Genomic DNA, 19,070 nt, shown 5'->3' on the forward strand with positions numbered 1-19,070 from the left:
GCCTCGGCGGGGGTGCTGCGGGGTGTTTCGGGTGATGCGTGTGTTGCGGGGTGCGTGGATCAGGAGGCGCGGCGGGCGCGAGCGGCGCGACGCTTGAGCGCGCGGCGCTCGTCCTCGGAGAGGCCGCCCCAGACGCCCGAGTCCTGGCCGGTCTCGAGGGCGTACTGCAGGCAGATCTCGGTCACCGTGCAGCGCGCGCAGACCGCCTTGGCCTTGTCGATCTGGTCGACCGCGGGGCCCGTGTTGCCGACCGGGAAGAAGAGCTCGGGGTCCGCGGTCAGGCAGGCGGCTTTGTCGCGCCAATCCATGAAGATATGCTCCTTGTTTGCTGGGTGTCTCCTGGCCTGATGGGCCTAGAATGCAGGTAAGCAGCCGGGTTACAGGGTTCTTCAGATCCATGGGGAATGAGACCTGCCCACAACCCTGTGAGCACTAACTCGACCGTTGATATGCTCCCATAGCGCTTAATCCGAATCAATAGTTTTGTATGGGATAACGCTGTGAACACGAGCCGGAAACATCAGGATGATATAGTGCCCGACCCCTCGCCGACCCGTCCCCCCGCGCACCGGCCCGCCCTGCTGATCGTCCTCGCCGTGATCCTCGGCCTCGAGTCCGCCCTCGTCGCCGGCGCGGCCGTGTGGCTCCTCGTCGAGCTGCTCACCGAGACGCCGGAGTCGTACACGACCGCGGTCGCGATCGTCGTGCTGGTCGTCCTCGCCGCCGCCTGGGTCATCCTGACTCTGGTCGGCATCCTGCGGCTGCGCGGCTGGGCGCGTGCGTCGACCGTGACCATCCAGATCCTGATGCTCGCGGTCGCCGTCGGCAGCTTCCAGGGAATCTTCGCCCGGCCGGATCTGGGCTGGGCGCTGCTCGTCCCCGCCGTCGTCGCGGGCGTCCTCGCCCTGACGCCGTCGGTCGTGCGCGCCACGAGTCGCAACACGGAGTCAAACGAATCGCAGTGAGGCGGGAACAAGCCGAGACTCGTAAGCGTTATGGCCGACATCGTGACTGATCTCTCCGCCCCGCCCCTCGCGTCCCCCTCCACCATCGAGACCGCCCGTGCCGGGCACGAGGCCTGGCACGCCGCGCGTCTCGCGTCCGTCGCCGCCCCGACCGGGAACCTCGCGCTCATCGAGACGCGCTGGCTGCCCGACGGCGACGAGACGACCGTGGAGGACGCGCTGGCCGGGCATCCCGCGACGGTCACGGCCACCGGGCTCACGCGGCGCAACCTGGACACCGGGGCGCCGGAGCGCGGCATCCGGCTCTGGGACGCGGCGTCGCCGGCGATCCGCGCGTTCGAGACGATCGACGTGTTCCCGTTCGACCCGTCCTGGGTGATCGAGGCGACGTTCACCCCGGTCGAGGGCGAGCGCACCATCCCGTTCGAGCACATCAGGGACAACGGCCTGACCCGCGACCTCGTCGTGCCGGGTGACATCACCTTCACCCGCGACGGCGTCGACTACTCCCTGAGCGCCTTCGACGACGACGGCACGCTGCTGCTCGTCTTCGGCGACCCGACCAACGGTGCGGACGGCGACGACGGCACCTACGCGTCCGGACGCTTCCTGTTCGTGACCCGCGACGGCGACCGCGCCGTCCTCGACTTCAACCGCGCCTTCGTGCCCCCGTGCGGGTTCTCGGACCAGTACAACTGTCCGCTGCCGCCGCGGAACAACCGCTTCCCCGTCCCGGTGACCGCCGGGGAGAAGCGCGTCGTGTTCCGCGACGGCGCCGCGCACTGACGTCTCGAACGCACGCTCCAGAGCACCCTCCCGCAGCACCCCCAGCACCTTCCCCTAGCACCTTCCCCCAGCACAGGAGAACTCCCTTGAGAAAGACCCCCCTGCTCGCCACGCTCGCGATCGGCCTCGCCTCGGCACTGGCCCTCGCGGGCTGCGCCGGCGCATCCTCCTCGTCGTCGAAGGGCGCCGACGCGTCGATCGCGATCGGTTCCCTCTACGAGCCGGTGAACCTCGACAACACCGCCGGCGGCGGTCAGGGCGTCACCGAGGCGCTCAACGGCAACGTCTACGAGGGGCTGTTCAAGCTCACCGACGCCGGCGAGATCCAGCCGCTGCTCGCCACGAAGTACACCACGAGCGCCGACGGCCTCACGTACACCTTCACCCTGCGCGACGGCGTGAAGTTCCACTCCGGCAAGCCGCTGACCAGCGCATCCGTCAAGTCCAGCATCGAGCGCGTGCTCGCTGACGACTCGCAGTCGGCGCGCAAGTCGCAGCTCGCGGTCATTTCGAAGATCGACACCCCGGACGAGAAGACCGTCGTGATCTCGCTGAAGTCGCGGTCCATCTCGCTTCCGTACAACCTCAGCTACGTCTGGATCTATGGCCCCGGCACCACGAACTACAAGACCGCGGAGGACGGCACCGGCCCGTACACCCTCGGCACCTGGAAGCGGGGCAGCTCGCTCAGCCTCGAGCGCTCGAGCGACTACTGGGGCGACAAGGCGAAGAACAAGGAGGTCGTCTACGACTACTTCACCGACGCCAGCGCCCTCTCCAACGCCCTGCTGACCAACCAGGTCGACCTGGTCACGAGCATCCAGAGCCCGGACTCGCTCACGCAGTTCGAGGGCAATAAGGACTACACGATCAGCAACGGCAAGTCCACGACGAAGGAGCTGCTCGCCTTCAATGACAAGGTCGCGCCGTTCGACAAGGCAGAGGTGCGCAAGGCCGTGTACTCGGCCATCGACACCAAGAAGCTGCTGAGCTCCATCTGGGGCAAGTACGGCACGCTGATCGGCTCGATGGTTCCGCCGAGCGACCCCTGGTACGAGGACCTCACGAAGGTCAATCCCTACGACGTGACGCTCGCGAAGAAGGAGCTGGCCGCGGCCGGGCTGCCGAACGGCTTCACGTTCACGCTCGACACCCCGACCTACGACCCGCACCCCGCCGTTGCGGAGTTCCTGAAGAGCGAGCTCGCCAAGGTCGGCATCACAGTGAACATCAACTCCATCTCGGCCGACGAGTGGTACACCAAGGTCTTCAAGAACCACGACTTCACGGCGACGCTGCAGGAGCACGTCAACGACCGCGACGTCGTCTGGTACGGCAACCCGGACTTCTACTGGGGCTACGACAACCCGCAGGTGACCGCCTGGGTGAACGAGGCCGAGCAGGCACCGACCACGGCCGAGCAGACCGCGAAGCTGAAGCTCGTGAACGAGCAGATCGCGAAGGACGCGGCCAGCGCCTGGCTGTATCTCTACCCGCAGATCGTCGTCGCGTCGAGCGACGTCAGCGGCTACCCGGTCAACGGCCTGAACTCGCAGTTCTTCGCCTACGACATCGTGAAGAAGTAGCTTCTCGAAGCCTCTCCACTGTGGATGCTCGCAGGTGGCGCCCTCCGCCCCTGCGAGCATCCGCGCTGTCCCCCTGTTTAAGCTTGACGGATCATGGCCATCTACCTCCTGCGTCGCACCGCGTTCCTCGTGGTGTCGCTGCTGCTCGCCATGGTGGTGCTGTTCTTCCTGCTCCGTGTGCTGCCCGGCGATCCGGCGAACGCGCTCCTCTCGGCCAGCGCGACGCCAGAGCAGATCAAGGCCGCGCAGGAGCAGGTCGGCAGTGATCTGCCGCTCCCGCAGCAGTTCCTGAGCTGGTTCGGCTCACTGCTGACGCTCGACCTCGGCCAGTCGTTCATCACGTCGCTCCCGGTCGGCCCGGAGATCGCGTCGCGGCTCGCCGTCACCATCCCGCTGACGCTGCTGTCGTTCGTGCTCGCGGTCGTGCTCGCGCTGCCGATCGGGTTCGTCGCCGCGTGGAAGGCCGACCGCTGGTACGGCCTCGCCCTCTCCGCGTTCTCGCAGCTGGGCATCGCCGTCCCGGTGTTCTGGGTCGGCATCCTGCTGGTGAGCGTCTTCTCGGTGAACCTGCGCTGGTTCCCCTCCGGCGGCTTTCCCCGCGACGACTGGGCCGACCCGGCGGCGGCGCTGGAGTCGCTCGCGCTGCCGATCATCACGATCGCCATCGTGATGAGCGCCTCCATCTCACGCTACGTGCGCAGCGCGACGCTCGACGTGATCGGGAGCGACTACCTGCGTAACGCCCGAGCGCTCGGCTCCGGCTTCGGCCGGGCGATGTGGCGGCACGGGCTGCGCAACGGCGCCGTTCCGGTCATCTCTGTGCTCGGCATCGAGCTCGCCACGACGTTCCTCGGCGCGGTCGTCGTCGAGAGCGTCTTCACCCTGCCCGGGCTCGGCAGCATGCTGCTGCGCGCGATCGAGCAGCACGACTACCCGAACATCCAGGGCATCCTGTTCGTCTCCACGCTGCTGGTGCTGATCGTCGGCTTCGTCGCCGACATCGTGCAGCGGCTCATCGACCCGCGCCTGCGGCACAGCATTTCGGGGAACCGATGAGCGCGGTCGTGGATCAGGCTGCGGCGCAGGGCGCTGCCGGCGACCCGCGGGAGCGGGCGAAGCGCCGGGCGCGTCGGTCCGTGACGCTCGGCATCGGCCTGACGCTCGTCGGGCTGGTCGTGCTGGTCGCCGCGATCTCGTTCTTCTGGCTGCCGTACGCGCAGGGCGACACCTCCGGCGGCCGGCTGCAGCCTCCGGGCGGCGACCACTGGCTCGGGACGGACAAGCTCGGCCGCGACCTGACCACGCAGCTGATGATCGGCGCACGGATCGCGCTCGCCGTCGGCCTCGGGGCCGTCGTGATCGGGGCGATCGTCGGCATCACGATCGGAATGCTCGCCGCGTTCGCGACCCGCTGGCTCGACGACACCATCTCCGCCGTGCTGGACATCCTCATCGCGTTCCCGACGCTGCTGCTGGCGATGCTCATCGTCGCCGCGCAGGGCGCATCCCTCGGCACCGCCATCCTGGCGATCGGACTCGCGATGTCCGCGGTCGTCGCCCGGCTGACGCGGGTGCTCGCCAAGCGCGTGCTTGCGCAGCAGTACGTCACGGCTGCGCGCACCTCGGGGACGTCGTGGCCGGGAGTGGTGGCCAGGCACATCCTCCCGAACATCTGGCCGACGCTCGGGGTCAACCTCGCGCTGCAGTTCGGCGTCGCCGTGCTCGCCGAGGCGAGCCTGTCCTACCTCGGTCTCGGTGCTCCGCCGCCGAACGCGTCGTGGGGCCGGCTGCTGCAGGAGGCGCAGGGTACCGTCGCCGTCGCACCCGTGGGGGCGATCGCACCCGGCATCGCGCTGGTGGTGCTGGTCATCGGCGTGAACCTCGTCGCCGACGGTCTCCGCGACGTCGCCGACCCGACCAGAAGGAGGTCGCGATGATCCTCGACGTCTCGGGACTCACCGTCACCGCCAAGGACGGCTCCGCCCTCGTTCGGGACGTGTCGTTCGGCCTGGACGCAGGGGAGCGGCTCAGCCTCATCGGCGAGTCCGGCTCCGGCAAGTCGCTGACCTCGTTCGCGATCACCGGGCTGCTGCCAGAGGGCTTGAGCGCCGGCGGCAGCGTCGAGCTCGCCGGCGTCCAGGTGATCGGCTCGAAGGAGCGGGCTCTGGTCCCGCTGCGCGGTCGCACGGTGTCGATGGTGTTCCAGGAGCCGCTGACCGCGCTCGATCCGCTGATGCGGCTCGGGGATCAGGTGGCGGAGCCGCTGCGCCGCCACCTGGGCCTCCGGGGGAGCGCGCTCCGTTCGGCGGTGCTGGATGCGCTGGCCGAGGTGCGGCTGCCCGATCCGGCGAGGATCGCCCGCGCGTACCCGCACGAGATCTCCGGCGGCCAGCGTCAGCGCGTGGCCATCGCGGCCGCCCTGGCCTGCCGCCCGCAGCTGCTGATCGCCGACGAGCCGACGACCGCCCTCGACGTGACGGTGCAGGCGGACATCCTGGCGCTCCTGGACGCCCTCGTAGCCGAGCGCGGGATGGCCCTGCTGTTCGTCAGCCACGACCTCGCCGTCGTCTCCCGGATGACCGACCGGGCGCTCGTGCTGCGCGACGGGCGTGTGGTCGAGGAGGGCAGCATCCGGCGCATCCTGAGCAGCCCCGCCGACCCGTACACGGTCGACCTCGTGCGGAGCGCCCGCGAGCTCGACGCCGCTCTGGAGGCGACGTGAGCGCCATCCTGGAACTCCGCGACGCCGGTTTCCGGTACCGCCGTGCCGCCGCACCGGCTCTGGAGGGCGTGTCGTTCTCCGTCGAGCCGGGCCGCAGCGTCGGCCTGGTCGGCGAGTCCGGCGCGGGCAAGACGACCGTGCTCTCGCTGCTGCTCGGCCTTGCCGACCCGACCAGCGGTGCCGTGCTGTTCGACGGCGCTCCGCTGGACCGGCGGGATCGCGCCACCATGCGGGCGTTCCGGCGCAGCGTGCAGACGGTCTTCCAGGACCCCTACTCGTCGCTCGACCCGCGCCAGAGCGTCGGCCGGATCGTGGGCGAGCCGCTCGCGTCGCTGCGGATCGCCTCCGGGCAGGACGCCGCGTCCAGGGTCGCGGCGGCCCTCCGCGCGGTGGCCCTGCCCGAGGACGCGGCGGGACGGTTCCCGCACGAGTTCTCCGGCGGGCAGCGTCAGCGCATCGCGATCGCGCGCGCCATCGTGTCGCGGCCGCGCGTGCTGCTCGCCGACGAGCCGGTGAGCGCGCTGGATGTGACGACGCGCATCCAGATCATCGAGCTCCTCGGCGAGCTCGCCCGCAGCGAGGGCATGACGGTCGTGATGGTCTCGCACGATCTCAGCGTGGTCGCGACGCTCTGCCAGGACACGGTGGTGCTGCGCTCCGGCCGCGTGGTGGAGCAGGGGCCGACGCGCGAGGTGCTCGGCGCGCCGGCCGATCCCTACACGCAGCGTCTGCTGGCCTCCGTCCCCCGGCTCCCCGCCTGATCCCGGGGGTACATTTGGCACAAATGTCGGCTACGGCGCGACCGTAACCGACATTTGTGCCAAATGTGTGCGCGGGAAGCGTCGCCTAGTCGAGCCCGAGCTTTTTCCGCAGCGACGCGACGTGGCCGGTCGCCTTCACGTTGTAGAGGGGCAGGCGGATGCTGCCGTCCGGGTCCACCACGAACGTCGAGCGGATGACGCCCTCGACGAGCTTGCCGTAGAGCTTCTTCTCGCCGTACGCGCCGTAGGCGTTGTGCACCGCGAGGTCCTCGTCGGACAGCAGCGGGAAGTTCAGGCTCTCCTGCTCCTGGAACTGCTTGTTCTTGGGCGGCGCGTCCTTGGAGATGCCGATCACCTGGTACCCGCTGGAGGCAAGCGAGTTGAGGTTGTCGCGGAAGTCGCACGCCTCCTTGGTGCAGCCCGGGGTCATCGCGGCGGGGTAGAAGTACACGATGACGTTCTGCCCCGCGTAGTCGGCGAGGGAGACGGTCTTGCCGTCCTGGTCGGTCAGGGTGAACGCGGGGGCCTGCTGGCCGGCTTCCAGTCGCACATCGGTCATGCGTCCATTCTGCCTCGTGGAGGCGCCGGCGCGCTCAGCCGGCGAACGTCGCGAGGAGCCGCTGCAGCGAATCCAGGCGGGCGCGGCCGGTCTCGCCCAGGCGCCCCTCTTCAACCGCTTCGATGATCGCGCAGTCGGGGGCGTCCGGGAGGTGGGTGCAGCCGCGCGGGCAGTCCTCCGCGATCTCGGCGAGGTCGGTGAACGACTTCAGGATGCTCGCCGTGTCGACGTGGCCCAGCCCGAACGAGCGGACGCCAGGAGTGTCGATGACCCAGCCGTGCCCCTCGCCGTTCTCGACCCGCAGCGAGACGGTGGACGACGACGTGTGCCTGCCGCGTCCCGTCACCTCGTTGACGTGGCCCGTCGCCCGGCCCGCGCCCGGCACGAGCTCGTTGACGAGCGTCGACTTGCCGACGCCGGAGTGCCCGACGACGACGGTGTCGTGGCCGACGAGCGCGGCCGTGATCTCGTCGACGGGGATGCGGTCCTCCCGGCTCGTGAACACCGGCAGGTCCAGTCCGGCGAAGTTCTTCAGGAACGGTGCGGGATCGGCGAGGTCGATCTTGGTGACGCACAGCATCGGCTCGATTCCGGCGTCGTAGGCGGCAACGAGGTAGCGGTCGACGAGACGCGTCCGCGGTTCAGGGTTGGCGGCCGCGACCACGATGAGCATCTGGTCGGCGTTGGCGACGATCACGCGCTCCACCTCGTCGGTGTCGTCCGCGCTCCGGCGCAGGAGGGTGCTGCGCGGCTCGACCCGCACGATCCTCCCCAGCGTCCCCTCCTCACCGGTCGTGTCGCCGACCACGGCGACGCGGTCGCCGGTCACGATCGGGTTGCGTCGCAGCTCGCTCGCGCGCGCGGCGATCACCTGGCGCTCGTCCGCCGTGTCCTCGTCGAGCAGCACGGTGTAGCGGCCGCGGTCGACGCCGAGCACGCGCGCGATCTCCGCGTCGGCGTGCTCCGGCCGGGTCTTCGTGCGAGGACGGTTGCCCTTGGGGTTCGGGCGCGAGCGGATCGTCGACTCGTCGTAGAGGTCGAACTCGTCGTCCTCATCGTCGTCCGCCCACCACGAGCCCGTGCCGTCCGTCACGCTGGGTCGGCGCCTTCGTGCAGCATCCGCGTCCACAGCGCGGTGAACTGGGGGAGCGTCTTCGCGGTCGTCGCGACGTTCTCGATCTCCACGCCGGGGACGACGAGCCCGACGATGGCCCCGGCGGTGGCCATCCGGTGGTCCTCGTAGCTGCGCCAGACGCCGCCGCTGAGCGGTCGCGGCTCGATGCGCAGGCCGTCCTCGAGCTCGGTCACCGCTCCGCCGAGCCGGTTGATCTCGGCGGCGAGGGCGGCGAGCCGGTCGGTCTCGTGGTGGCGGATGTGGCCGATCCCGGTGATCTCGCTCGGGCCGTCCGCGAGCGCGGCGATGGCGACGAGGGCGGGGGCGAGCTCGCCACCGGTGGTCAGGTCGAGCTGCACGGCCCGGATGCGCTCCGGCCCGGTGACCGTGAGCCGGTCGCCGTCCCGCTCGACCGTCGCACCGAACAGCGGGAGCAGGTCGGCGAGGTCGGCGCCGACCTGGGTGGTCGCGGCCGGCCAGCCGGTGACGGTCACGGAGCCGCCGGTGACGACGGCCGCCGCCAGGAACGGAGCGGCGTTGGAGAGGTCGGGCTCGATGTCCACCTCACGCGCGGCGATGGTCCCCGGCTTCACGACCCAGCGCCCGACCTCGGGGGACTCGACGGCGACCCCGCGGTCCGCGAGCGCGGCGATGGTCATCTCGATGTGCGGGAGGCTCGGCAGTCGCGAGCCCTCGTGCGTGAGGTCGAGGCCGTCCTCGAACCGGCTCGCCGAGAGCAGCAGCGCGCTCACGAACTGGCTGGAACTGGAGGCGTCGATCGAGATCGCCCCTCCGGCGACCGTTCCGGTGCCGTGCACGGTGAAGGGGAGGGATCCGCGGCCGTCGTCGTTCACGTCCACCCCGAGGGCCTTCAGCGCCGCGATGATCGCGCCCATGGGGCGTCCGCGCGCCGAGTCATCGGCGTCGAACATGGTCGGGCCGAGCGCGAGCCCGGCGATGGGAGGGACGAACCGCATGACGGTGCCCGCCTGGCCGCACTCGATGGTCGTGCTGCCGAGCAGCTCCTCCGCAGGAGTCACGAGGAGGTCGGAGCCGAACTCGCTCGCTCCGGGACGCTCCTGGATGCTCACCCCGAGCGCGCGCAGCGCCTCCACCATGTTCTCGGTGTCGCGGGAGTGCAGGGGAGCGCGGAGCAGTGACGGGCCGTCCGCGAGGGCGGAGAGGACGAGCTCGCGCGCGGTGAGCGACTTCGATCCGGGAAGGGAGACCGCGGCCCGTACCGGGCCGTCCGCGACGGGCGCCGGCCAGAGCGTGTTCGGCTCATCCGTGCGGTTGTCGCCGTACGGATCGAAGTCGGGAGCGGAATATTTCGAGATCAGCATTGTTGTCAAGGTTATCCGTGATCGCGAACGAAGGAAGGACGAGCCCGTGGCCTCTGCGACCGCCCTCCTCGACGCACCCGTCACGACCGCCGCATCCTCGCAGGAGCGCTCCGGCCTGCCGCAACTAGACTGGCCGGTGATGACCACCGAAACCGAGGATCTGGGCGGCCTGTTCGAAGAGCAGGCGCTGCCGTTCATGGACCAGCTGTACGCGGCGGCCCTGCGCATGACGCGGAACCCGTCGGACGCGCAAGACCTGGTCCAGGAGACCTACGTCAAGGCGTATGCCGCCTTCCGGCAGTTCCAGCAGGGCACGAACCTCAAGGCCTGGCTCTACCGCATCCTCACGAACACGTTCATCAACACCTATCGCAAGAAGCAGCGCGAGCCGTACCAGGGGACGATCGACGAGCTCGAGGACTGGCAGCTGGGCGGGGCGGAGTCGATCTCCGCGTCCTCCAGCCGCTCGGCCGAGGCGGAGGCGATCGACCACCTGCCCGACAGTGCCGTCAAGGACGCGCTGCAGGCCATCCCGGAGGACTTCCGGCTGGCCGTCTACCTCGCCGATGTCGAGGGATTCTCCTACCAGGAGATCGCCGACATCATGAAGACCCCGATCGGGACCGTGATGAGCCGCCTGCACCGCGGCCGCCGGATGCTGCGGGAGCTTCTGACCGACTATGCGCACGAGCGCGGTCTCTCTGCCGTTCAGGGGGACCAGGCCGTGCAGACCCCCAGGAGACAACGATGACCGACTGCGGTTGCGAGAAGGCGAAGGCCGAACTCGAGGAGTACCTGCGCAACGAGCTATGCAACGAGGACGCCGCGGACATCCGCGAGCACCTCCAGAACTGCGACGGCTGCTCCAGCGAGGCGCACCTGAACGTCGTGCTGACCGAGGTCGTACAGCGCGCGTGCAAGGAGACGGCGCCCGAGACGCTGCGTGCCGAGGTCCTGGTGCGCATCCGGTCGTTCCAGGCGACCGCCCACTAGGCACAGCCTCCACGAACACTCGCGCGTGACCGTCAGGCGGCGCTGCCGCTGCCCACCTCGTGCAGGAAGAACAGGCCGCCGAGAGGGTCGGTGACCTGGGCGAAGCGGCCGAACTCGCTGTCCCAGGGGTCGCGCACGACGGTACCGCCCAGCTCGACAACGCGCTGGGAGGCCGCCGCCGCGTCCTGCACGCCGAAGTACACGACCCAGTGCGACGGGACGCCCTCCGGCAGCATCCCGCGCGCGTCGAACACGCCGCCGGCGGGGGAGTCGGGGTCGCCGAACGTGGAGTAGCGGAAGTCGGCGGTGTCGCCGAGCACCTGCGTCCGCCAGCCGAACACCCTCGTGTAGAAGTCCACCTGGGCACGGAAATCCAGGGCGTACAGCTCGTGCCAGGCGAGACCGCCCACCTCGGCGACGAGCTCGGAGCCGCGATGCTGCAGCGGTTCCCAGAGACCGACCACGGCGCCGCCGGGGTCGGCGACGACGGCGAGCCGGCCCTGGTCGCCCACCGTCATGGTCGGGGCGAGGGCCTGTGCGCCCGCCGCGAGAGCGTCGCGCTCGGCCGACGCCGCGTCCTCGACCAGCAGGTACGTCAGCCACGCGTTCGGCTGCTGGCCCTCCATCGCGGCGCCGAGGCCGGCCACCAGGTGACCGTCGCGCGAGAAGGTGACGTAGCCGCCGTACTCCTCGCCGGAGACGTCGGCGTTCCACCCGAACAGTGCGGAGTAGAACTCCTGCGCGCGCGGGAGATCGGACGCGGCGTAGTCGACCCAGCAGGGCTCGCCGAGGCGGTGGGAGGTGATGACGGTCATGGCCACAACCTACGCTGACACGCGTGCGTGCAGAAGAGCCGTCGGCGGTGCACGCTAGCGTGGCGGCATGACGATCGAGGAGTTCCGCATCCATGTGCCCGACGACGTCCTCGGCGACCTGCGGGAGAGGCTGAGCCGCACCCGCTACCTGTCGTCACCGCACCGGCCCGGCTGGGAGGGCGGACTCGGCGGTGAACGGCTGCGCGCGCTGGTGGAGGGCTGGCTCGCCTTCGACTGGCGGGCGGAAGAGGCCAGGCTGGGAGAGGTCGAGCAGGGCATCGCGGAGGTCGGCGGGAGCCGTATCCACTTCGCGCGGGTGCGGGGAACGGGGGAGGGACCGCACACGCCGCTCCTGCTGCTGCACGGCTGGCCGAGCGCGTTCGTCGAGTACCTGCCGCTCGCCGCACTGCTGAGCGATCGCTTCGACGTGGTGATCCCGTCGCTGCCCGGGTTCGTGTTCTCCGAGCTGCCGGAGCCGCCGCTGACCCGTCCGAGGATCGCGGAGGCGCTGCACGGGCTGATGACCGAGGCGCTCGGGTTCCCGCGCTACGCGAGCTTCGGCGGGGACATCGGCGGCGGGTCCTCGACGTGGCTCGGCGTCGAGCACCCCGAGAGCGTCATCGGCATCCAGTTGCTCAGCCCGCCGTTCCCCGCCGACGAGACGCCGGCGGACGAGGACGAGCGCCGGTTCCTGGAGGCGCTCGCCGCGTACGACGAGGGCGACGGCGGCTACAGCGAGATGATGCTCACGCGGCCGGACACGATCGCCGCTGCGCTCGCGGACTCGCCCGCCGGCCTGCTCGCGTGGCTCGGCGACAAGTGGCACGACTGGGTGGACGGCGGCTTCGAGCGCATCGTCGACTCCGGGATTCTGTACACGATCGCGACCCTGTACTGGGCGACCGACAGCATCGGCACCTCCTTCCAGCAGTACTACGACTGGGGCACGAACCCGTCGCGCCCGCCGATCGCGGCGCCCGTAGGCGTCTACCTGGCGCGGGAGCCCGGCTTCCGCGGCTTTCCGCGGTCGCTCGCCGAGCGCGCGACGACCGACCTGCGCCAGTTCGTCGTCGCCCCCGCCGGCGGCCACTTCGCCGGCTTCGAGCAGCCCGAGGCGACCGCCGCGGCCATCCGCTCCTTCCACGACGTCCTCGCCGCCCGCGCCTGACAGCCCCGTCGCGCCCGACACGACGAAGCCACGGTCCGAGGACCGGGCTTCGTCGTACGCGGAGCCTCTTACAGCGTCAGCGCGCGCTGGATGAGCAGCGACTGCTCCTTCGCGTGGCGCTTCGCCGAGCCCGCGGCCGGCGACGCCGACGGCGGACGGGAGACGACACCGAGCGGGCGCGGGCCGAGCTTCGAGGTCTCCAGGATCATGTACGGCCAGGCGCCCTGGTTCTCCGGCTCGTCCTGCACCCACACCAGCTCGGCGTTGGGGTAGGAGTCGACGACGGCCTTCAGCTCCTCGGCGGGCAGCGGGTAGAACTGCTCCACCCGCACCAGCGCGATCTCGGGGTTGGGGTTCTTCTCGAGCTCATTCAGCAGGTCGTAGTACAGCTTGCCCGCCATCAGCAGCACCCGCTTCACCGACGACTTGTCGCTGATCCGCGCGTCGTCGATCACCGGCTCGAACCGGCCCGAGGTGAAGTCGGCGACGTCGCTGGACGCGCCGCGCAGGCGCAGCATCGCCTTCGGGGTGAAGACGACCAGCGGACGACGCGGGCGGGCGTACGCCTGACGGCGGAGCAGGTGGAAGTACGACGCCGGGGTGGACGGCCGCGCGACGGTCATGTTGTTCTCGGCGCACAGCTGCAGGTACCGCTCGATGCGTGCGCTCGAGTGGTCGGGCCCCTGGCCCTCGTAGCCGTGCGGGAGCAGCAGGACGAGCGACGAACGCTGGCCCCACTTCTGCTCCGCCGAGGAGATGAACTCGTCGATGATGATCTGGGCGCCGTTGGCGAAGTCGCCGAACTGCGCCTCCCACAGCACCAGGGCGTCCGGACGCTCGACCGAGTAGCCGTACTCGAAGCCCATGGCCGCGTACTCGCTCAGCAGCGAGTCGTAGATCCAGAACTTCGCCTGGTTGTCGCTGAGGTTCGCCAGCGGCAGCCACTCCTGGCCGTTCGCGCGGTCGTGCAGGACCGCGTGGCGCTGCACGAACGTGCCGCGGCGCGCATCCTGTCCTGCGAGGCGGACGGGCGTGCCCTCCAGCAGCACGGAGCCGAGCGCGAGCAGCTCGCCGAAGCCCCAGTCGATGCCGCCGTTGCGGCTCATCTCGCCGCGCTTGTTCAGCAGCTGCTGCAGCTTCGGGTGCACCGTGAACCCGGCGGGCGGGTTGTTGAACGCGTCGCCGATCAGGTGGATGACCTGCTCGCTGACGGCGGTCGTCTCCGGCTCGCCGACGTTGTCGTCGCTCTGCGCGGCGGGCTGCTCGAGGTCGCCGCTCGCGTCGCCCTGCGTGATCACCGGCGTGGAGTTGGTCTGGGCAGCGTGCGTCTCCATGAACGCGCGCTCCAGCCGGTCCTGGAAGTCGCGGTGCGCGGCCTCGTACTCCTCCTCGGTGATGTCGCCGCGGCCGACCAGGGCCTCGGTGTACAGGCGGCGGACGGAGCGCTTCGCCTCGATGAGGTTGTACATCAGCGGCTGCGTCATCGACGGGTCGTCGCCCTCGTTGTGGCCGCGGCGGCGGTAGCAGACGAGGTCGATGACGACGTCGCGCTTGAACTCCTGGCGGTACTCGAAGGCGAGCTGCGCCACGCGCACCACCGCCTCCGGGTCGTCGCCGTTCACGTGGAAGATCGGCGCCTGGATGGTCTTCGCCACGTCCGTCGAGTACACCGAGGTGCGGCCCTCGCCGGGAGGCGTGGTGAAGCCGACCTGGTTGTTGATGTTCACGTGGATGGTGCCGCCGGTGCGGTACGCCCGCAGCTGCGACATCTGCATCTGCTCGACGACGATGCCCTGGCCCGCCATCGCGGCGTCGCCGTGGATGAGGATCGGCAGCGTCAGGAACGTGCCGGCGGGACGGCGGTCCTGCTTGGCGCGGACGATGCCCTCGAGCACGCCGTCCACCGCCTCCAGGTGCGAGGGGTTCGCAGCGAGGTAGACCGGGATCTCCTCGCCGGCGGCGCCCTTGAAGGTGCCCTCGGTTCCGAGGTGGTACTTCACGTCGCCGGAGCCCTGGACCGTGCGCGGGTCCTGGGTGCCCTCGAACTCGCGGAAGATCTGACCATAGGTCTTGCCCGCGATGTTGGTCAGCACGTTCAGCCGGCCGCGGTGCGCCATGCCGATCGCCGCCTCGTCGAGGCCGGCCTCCGCTGCACCCTGCAGGATCGTGTCCAGCAGCGCGATGGTGGACTCGCCGCCCTCCAGGCTGAACCGCTTCTGGCCGACGTACTTGGTCTGCAGGAACGTCTCGAACGCCTCGGCCTCGTTGAGCTTGCCGAGGATGCGCAGCTGCTCGTCGTGGGTCGGCTTCTCATACGGGCGCTCCAGCTTGTCCTGGAACCACTTGCGCTGGCCCGGGTCCTGGATGTGCATGTACTCGATGCCGACCGTGCGGCAGTACGAGTCGCGGAGCACTCCGAGGATGTCGCGCAGCTTCATCGTGCGCTTGCCCTGGCTGCCGAACCCGCCGGTGACGAACTCGCGGTCGAGGTCCCAGAAGGTCAGTCCGTGGGTCTCGATCTCGAGGTCGGGGTGGGTGCGCTGGACGTACTCGAGCGGGTCGATGTCGGCCATCAGGTGGCCGCGGACGCGGTAGGAGTTGATGAGCTCCTGGACGCGGGCGGTCTTGTCGACGGCGCTCGCCAGGTCCACCGAGATGTCCGGGTTCCAGTGGATCGGCATGTACGGGATGCGGAGCTCCGCGAAGATGCCCTCGTAGAAGTCGCGCTTGCCGATGAGCAGCTCGTGCACGATCTTCAGGAACTCGCCGGACCCGGCGCCCTGGATGACACGGTGGTCGTACGTGCTGGTGAGCGTGATGGTCTTGCCGATGGCGAGGCCCGCGAGCGTCTTCTCGCTGGAGCCCTGGAACTCGGCCGGGTACTCGAGGGCGCCGGCGCCGATGATCGCGCCCTGCCCCTTCATCAGGCGCGGGACCGAGTGCACGGTGCCGATGCCACCGGGGTTCGTCAGCGAGATCGTGGTGCCGGCGAAGTCGCCAGCGGTGAGCTTGTTGCTGCGCGCCTTCGAGACCAGCTCCTCGTAGGCGGCGAGGTACTCGCCGAAGGCCATGGTGTCGGCGCGCTTGATGCTCGGGACGAGGAGCGCGCGGGTGCCGTCCGGCTTCGGCAGGTCGATGGCGATGCCGAGGTTGATGTGCGCGGGTGCGACGACGGACGGCTTGCCGTCCACCTCGTCGTAGTAGACGTTCTGGCTCGGGAACTCCTTGAGCGCCTGGATGAGCGCCCAGCCGATCAGGTGGGTGAAGGAGACCTTGCCGCCGCGGGCGCGCTTGAGGTGGTTGTTGATGACGATGCGGTTGTCGATCATCAGCTTCGCCGGGATGGTGCGCACGCTGGTCGCGGTCGGGACCGTGAGCGAGGCGTCCATGTTCGTGGCGAGGGTCTTGGACATCCCGCGCAGCGGCGTGACCTTGTCCTCCTCCGCCTGCTCGGCCACCGCGGTGGGCGAGGTGACCGGCGCGTCGGCGGGGACCGGCTGCGGCTTCGGGGCGACGGAGGTGGTCCGCGCCACGGGCTGGGCGCCGATGATCGGGATGGGCGTGGTCACCGGCTTCGGCTCGTTCACCGCGGCGCCGGGCCCGGCGGGCGGCTCGGGCGCGCCGGGGGCTGGGGCGGGTGCCGGCTCGGGGGAGGGCGCGGGTGCCGGTGTCGTCGGCTCCGCGGGAGCGGGCACGGTCGGCTCGCTCGGAGTCGGGGCGGTGGGCTCCGCCGGGGTGGGGGCGGGGGTCTCGTCCGGCGAGGGGATCGAGGCCTGACCCTCCTTCACCGGGTGGTAGTTCTCGAGGATCGGCCACCAGGACTTGTCGACCGAGTTCTTGTCCTGGACGAACTGTTCGTACAGCTCGTCCACGAGCCACTCATTGGCTCCGAATTCGCCCGACGATCCGTCGTCGGTCCCAACACCGGTCAATTGGCTCGACACAGCCTTTCGCCCACTCTCTCCGTTGATTTGTTACGTTCGGGCGGATTCGACCGCCCGTCACCATCCGAGCATCAAGCCTAATCCCATCGGCGGCCCGGTGCGGCCGTTCAGCGGGGAGCGATACCGTTATTCTCATGCAGTTCTATGGAACGTCGCCCCGCCACGATCTGACCTACTCCGACGTGTTCCTCGTGCCGTCCCGATCGAACGTGACGAGCCGTCTGGACGTCTCACTCGCGCCGAACGACGGCACCGGCGCGACCATCCCGATCGTCTCGGCCAACATGAACTCGGTCACCGGCAAACGACTCGCCGCGACCCTGGCGCGCCGCGGCGGCCTCGGCGTCCTGCCGCAGGACATGCACCTGCAGGACCTGGACGAGGCGATCCGCTGGGTGAAGGCCCAGCCGGTCGCCTTCGACACCCCGTACCAGGCGGTCCCCGATGAGACCGTCGCCGACGTGCTGCGCCGGGTGCCGGCGGTGGAGGGACACGGCGTGGTCGTGCACGACGCCGACGGCGCGTACCTCGGCTGCCTGGCGACCTCGCAGCTCGGCTCTGCCCTCCCCGACGCCAGGATCGGCGACCTGCTGCACGGCGCCCTCACCTCCCTCGACGCGGAGGACCTCGCGGACGGCCGTGCGGCGTTCGCGGCGATGGACGCCGCCGGGCTCGAGTTCGCCCCTGTGCTCGACCACGGGCGCGTCGTCGGGACGCTGAGCAGGAAGAGCGCCCTGCGCTCCACGATCTACCAGCCCGCACTGGACGCGAACGGACGCCTGAGGGTGGCCGCCGCCGTCGGCATCAACGGGGATGTCGCGGGCAAGGCGAAGGCGCTCGCCGCGGCAGGCGTGGACGTGCTCGTGATCGACACGGCGCACGGCGACCAGGACGGGATGCGCCGGGCCATCCACACCGTCAAGGGGCTCGGCCTCGGCCTGCCGATCGTGGCGGGCAACGTCGTCACGGAGCAGGCCGTGCGCGACCTCGTCGCCGCAGGTGCCGACATCCTCAAGGTGGGCGTCGGCCCGGGCGCGATGTGCACCACCCGCATGATGACCGCGGTCGGGCGGCCGCAGTTCTCGGCCGTGCTCGAGACGAGCGCGACCGCGCGCGAGCTCGGCGCGCACGTCTGGGCCGACGGTGGCGTGCGCTACCCGAGGGACGTCGCCCTCGCGCTCGCCGCGGGCGGCGCCTCCGTGATGATCGGGTCGTGGTTCGCCGGCACGATCGAGGCGCCGGGCGCTCTCGACCGGGACGAGAACGGCGCGCTCTACAAGGAGAGCTGGGGGATGGCGTCCACCAAGGCGGTGAAGGGCCGCTTCGAGCGGCTGGACGCGTACGAGCTGGCCCGCAAGACGCTCTTCGCCGAGGGCATCTCCTCGTCGCGGATCTACCTCGACCCGCTGCGGCCCTCTGTGGAGGACCTGCTCGACATGATCACGACCGGTGTGCGCAGCTCGTTCACCTACGCCGGGGCGCGCACGCTGCCGGAGTTCCACGAGCGGGCGCTGGTCGGCATCCAGTCTGCGGCGGGATACGAGGAGGGCAAGGCGCTCCCGGTCAGCTGGTAACCGCTTATCGATCGGCTGTTAAGCGCCTGGGAGCGCCCGGTTCCCGGATGAGGCGCGGCTCAGGTCGGGTTGGCTCTGGAGACACCCGTTACCCAGGAGGCCCGACGTGAGCCAGACCCCCAACCGCAAGCAACGGCAGGCCGAGGCCCGCGCCGCCAAGCTCGAAGCCTTCCGCAAGGAGCAGGCGAGGCGCAAGCGCAACCGCCGCATCGCGATCGTCTCGGCGATCGCGGGAGGCGTCGCCGTGATCGCCCTGATCGCGACCGTCATCATCACGGCGCCGAAGCCCGTCGACTCCATCGCGGGGGTGAAGAGCTTCGACTACACCGGCGGCAACCATGTGCAGGGGACCGTCGACTACGCGCAGAACCCGCCCGCCGGTGGCGAGCACAACCCGGTCTGGCTGAACTGCGGCGTATATGACCGCGAGGTCCCCAAGGAGAATGCGGTGCACTCCCTCGAGCACGGCGCCGTCTGGGTCACCTACCGGCCTGGGCTCGACACGGGCGCCGTCGACACGCTGAAGGCCGACCTCCCGGACACCTACAGCGTCCTGTCGCCGTACGAGGGTCTGCCCGCTCCCATCGTGCTCAGCGCGTGGAACCACCAGCTGACGGTGGAGAAGGCCGACGACCCGCGGGTGAAGCAGTTCATCCAGAAGTACTGGCAGGGCCCGGACACGCCGGAGCCGGGCGCCGCGTGCGTCGGCGGCCTCGACGCGCCCGGCAAGGTCTCCTGAG

18 protein-coding genes are annotated in these 19,070 nt (G+C 70.1%); 12 read left to right on the forward strand and 6 right to left on the reverse strand.

The genetic code is table 11. The features are described from left to right. Positions 1 to 59: 59 nt before the first annotated feature. Positions 60 to 308: a WhiB family transcriptional regulator gene (locus AAME72_RS12470; RefSeq protein ID WP_018190103.1), complete on the reverse strand. Its 249-nt coding sequence runs from the start codon at positions 306 to 308 to the stop codon at positions 60 to 62. A gap of 225 nt (positions 309 to 533) precedes the next feature. Here AAME72_RS12470 and AAME72_RS12475 point away from each other — a divergent pair, with 225 nt between their 5' ends. The 7 genes from AAME72_RS12475 to AAME72_RS12505 all read left to right on the forward strand — a co-directional run bounded on the left by AAME72_RS12475 (position 534) and on the right by AAME72_RS12505 (position 6,820). After that, positions 534 to 965, forward strand: a complete 432-nt coding sequence (locus AAME72_RS12475) for a hypothetical protein (RefSeq protein ID WP_348786876.1) — start codon at positions 534 to 536, stop codon at positions 963 to 965. 30 nt (positions 966 to 995) lie between these two features. Then, positions 996 to 1,751: a DUF1684 domain-containing protein gene (locus AAME72_RS12480; RefSeq protein ID WP_348786877.1), complete on the forward strand. Its 756-nt coding sequence runs from the start codon at positions 996 to 998 to the stop codon at positions 1,749 to 1,751. Positions 1,752 to 1,837: 86 nt separating this feature from the next. After that, positions 1,838 to 3,337, forward strand: a complete 1,500-nt coding sequence (locus tag AAME72_RS12485) for an ABC transporter substrate-binding protein (protein WP_348786878.1) — start codon at positions 1,838 to 1,840, stop codon at positions 3,335 to 3,337. A 93-nt stretch (positions 3,338 to 3,430) separates the two neighbouring features. Further along, positions 3,431 to 4,393 (forward strand): ABC transporter permease, encoded by a 963-nt coding sequence (locus AAME72_RS12490; protein WP_348786879.1) that lies wholly within the window; start codon positions 3,431 to 3,433, stop codon positions 4,391 to 4,393. Between the two features lie 8 nt (positions 4,394 to 4,401). Then, the gene (locus AAME72_RS12495; RefSeq protein ID WP_348786880.1) at positions 4,402 to 5,274 is read left to right on the forward strand and encodes an ABC transporter permease; all 873 of its coding nucleotides are present in this window, start codon (positions 4,402 to 4,404) and stop codon (positions 5,272 to 5,274) included. Further along, complete coding sequence (locus tag AAME72_RS12500; protein WP_348786881.1) at positions 5,271 to 6,059, forward strand: ABC transporter ATP-binding protein; 789 nt, start codon at positions 5,271 to 5,273, stop codon at positions 6,057 to 6,059. Before AAME72_RS12495 ends, AAME72_RS12500 begins: the two co-directional genes overlap by 4 nt. Next, entirely contained in the window at positions 6,056 to 6,820 is a 765-nt protein-coding gene (locus tag AAME72_RS12505; protein WP_348786882.1) for an ABC transporter ATP-binding protein, read from the forward strand. Before AAME72_RS12500 ends, AAME72_RS12505 begins: the two co-directional genes overlap by 4 nt. 85 nt (positions 6,821 to 6,905) lie before the next feature. Here AAME72_RS12505 and bcp read toward each other — a convergent pair whose 3' ends face one another. Genes bcp through aroA form a run of 3 tightly spaced genes read right to left on the reverse strand, consistent with a single transcriptional unit; the run spans position 6,906 to position 9,836 of the window. Continuing rightward, complete coding sequence (gene bcp / locus AAME72_RS12510) at positions 6,906 to 7,379, reverse strand: thioredoxin-dependent thiol peroxidase (protein WP_348786883.1); 474 nt, start codon at positions 7,377 to 7,379, stop codon at positions 6,906 to 6,908. A 34-nt stretch (positions 7,380 to 7,413) separates the two neighbouring features. After that, positions 7,414 to 8,472, reverse strand: coding sequence for a ribosome small subunit-dependent GTPase A (rsgA, locus tag AAME72_RS12515; protein WP_348786884.1), 1,059 nt, complete (start codon positions 8,470 to 8,472; stop codon positions 7,414 to 7,416). Further along, positions 8,469 to 9,836, reverse strand: coding sequence for a 3-phosphoshikimate 1-carboxyvinyltransferase (gene aroA, locus AAME72_RS12520; protein ID WP_348786885.1), 1,368 nt, complete (start codon positions 9,834 to 9,836; stop codon positions 8,469 to 8,471). Before aroA ends, rsgA begins: the two co-directional genes overlap by 4 nt. Positions 9,837 to 9,975: 139 nt before the next feature. On the opposite strand from aroA, the gene AAME72_RS12525 reads away from it, so the two are divergent. Together AAME72_RS12525 and AAME72_RS12530 are read left to right on the forward strand one after the other, a co-directional pair. Further along, positions 9,976 to 10,587, forward strand: coding sequence for a sigma-70 family RNA polymerase sigma factor (locus AAME72_RS12525; protein ID WP_348790130.1), 612 nt, complete (start codon positions 9,976 to 9,978; stop codon positions 10,585 to 10,587). Continuing rightward, a complete protein-coding gene (locus AAME72_RS12530) occupies positions 10,584 to 10,829 on the forward strand; it encodes a zf-HC2 domain-containing protein (protein WP_348786886.1) in 246 nt (81 codons plus the stop codon). Before AAME72_RS12525 ends, AAME72_RS12530 begins: the two co-directional genes overlap by 4 nt. 32 nt (positions 10,830 to 10,861) lie before the next feature. Here AAME72_RS12530 and AAME72_RS12535 read toward each other — a convergent pair whose 3' ends face one another. Then, on the reverse strand, positions 10,862 to 11,644 hold the full coding sequence (locus AAME72_RS12535; RefSeq protein ID WP_348786887.1) for a VOC family protein: 783 nt from the start codon (positions 11,642 to 11,644) through the stop codon (positions 10,862 to 10,864). Positions 11,645 to 11,711: 67 nt separating this feature from the next. Here AAME72_RS12535 and AAME72_RS12540 point away from each other — a divergent pair, with 67 nt between their 5' ends. Beyond that, positions 11,712 to 12,812, forward strand: coding sequence for an epoxide hydrolase family protein (locus tag AAME72_RS12540; RefSeq protein WP_348786888.1), 1,101 nt, complete (start codon positions 11,712 to 11,714; stop codon positions 12,810 to 12,812). A 68-nt stretch (positions 12,813 to 12,880) separates the two neighbouring features. Here AAME72_RS12540 and AAME72_RS12545 read toward each other — a convergent pair whose 3' ends face one another. After that, positions 12,881 to 16,756 carry a multifunctional oxoglutarate decarboxylase/oxoglutarate dehydrogenase thiamine pyrophosphate-binding subunit/dihydrolipoyllysine-residue succinyltransferase subunit gene (locus AAME72_RS12545; protein ID WP_348786889.1) on the reverse strand — a complete coding sequence of 1,292 codons (3,876 nt, stop codon included), beginning with the start codon at positions 16,754 to 16,756 and terminating at the stop codon, positions 12,881 to 12,883. Between the two features lie 134 nt (positions 16,757 to 16,890). Between AAME72_RS12545 and AAME72_RS12550 the strand changes: the two genes are divergently transcribed. Next, a complete protein-coding gene (locus AAME72_RS12550) occupies positions 16,891 to 18,330 on the forward strand; it encodes a GuaB1 family IMP dehydrogenase-related protein (RefSeq protein ID WP_348786890.1) in 1,440 nt (479 codons plus the stop codon). Between the two features lie 106 nt (positions 18,331 to 18,436). Next, entirely contained in the window at positions 18,437 to 19,069 is a 633-nt protein-coding gene (locus AAME72_RS12555) for a DUF3105 domain-containing protein (RefSeq protein WP_348786891.1), read from the forward strand. Position 19,070 lies beyond the last annotated feature (1 nt).

Source organism: Leifsonia sp. NPDC080035, from assembly GCF_040050925.1.
GTDB lineage: Bacteria > Actinomycetota > Actinomycetes > Actinomycetales > Microbacteriaceae > Leifsonia.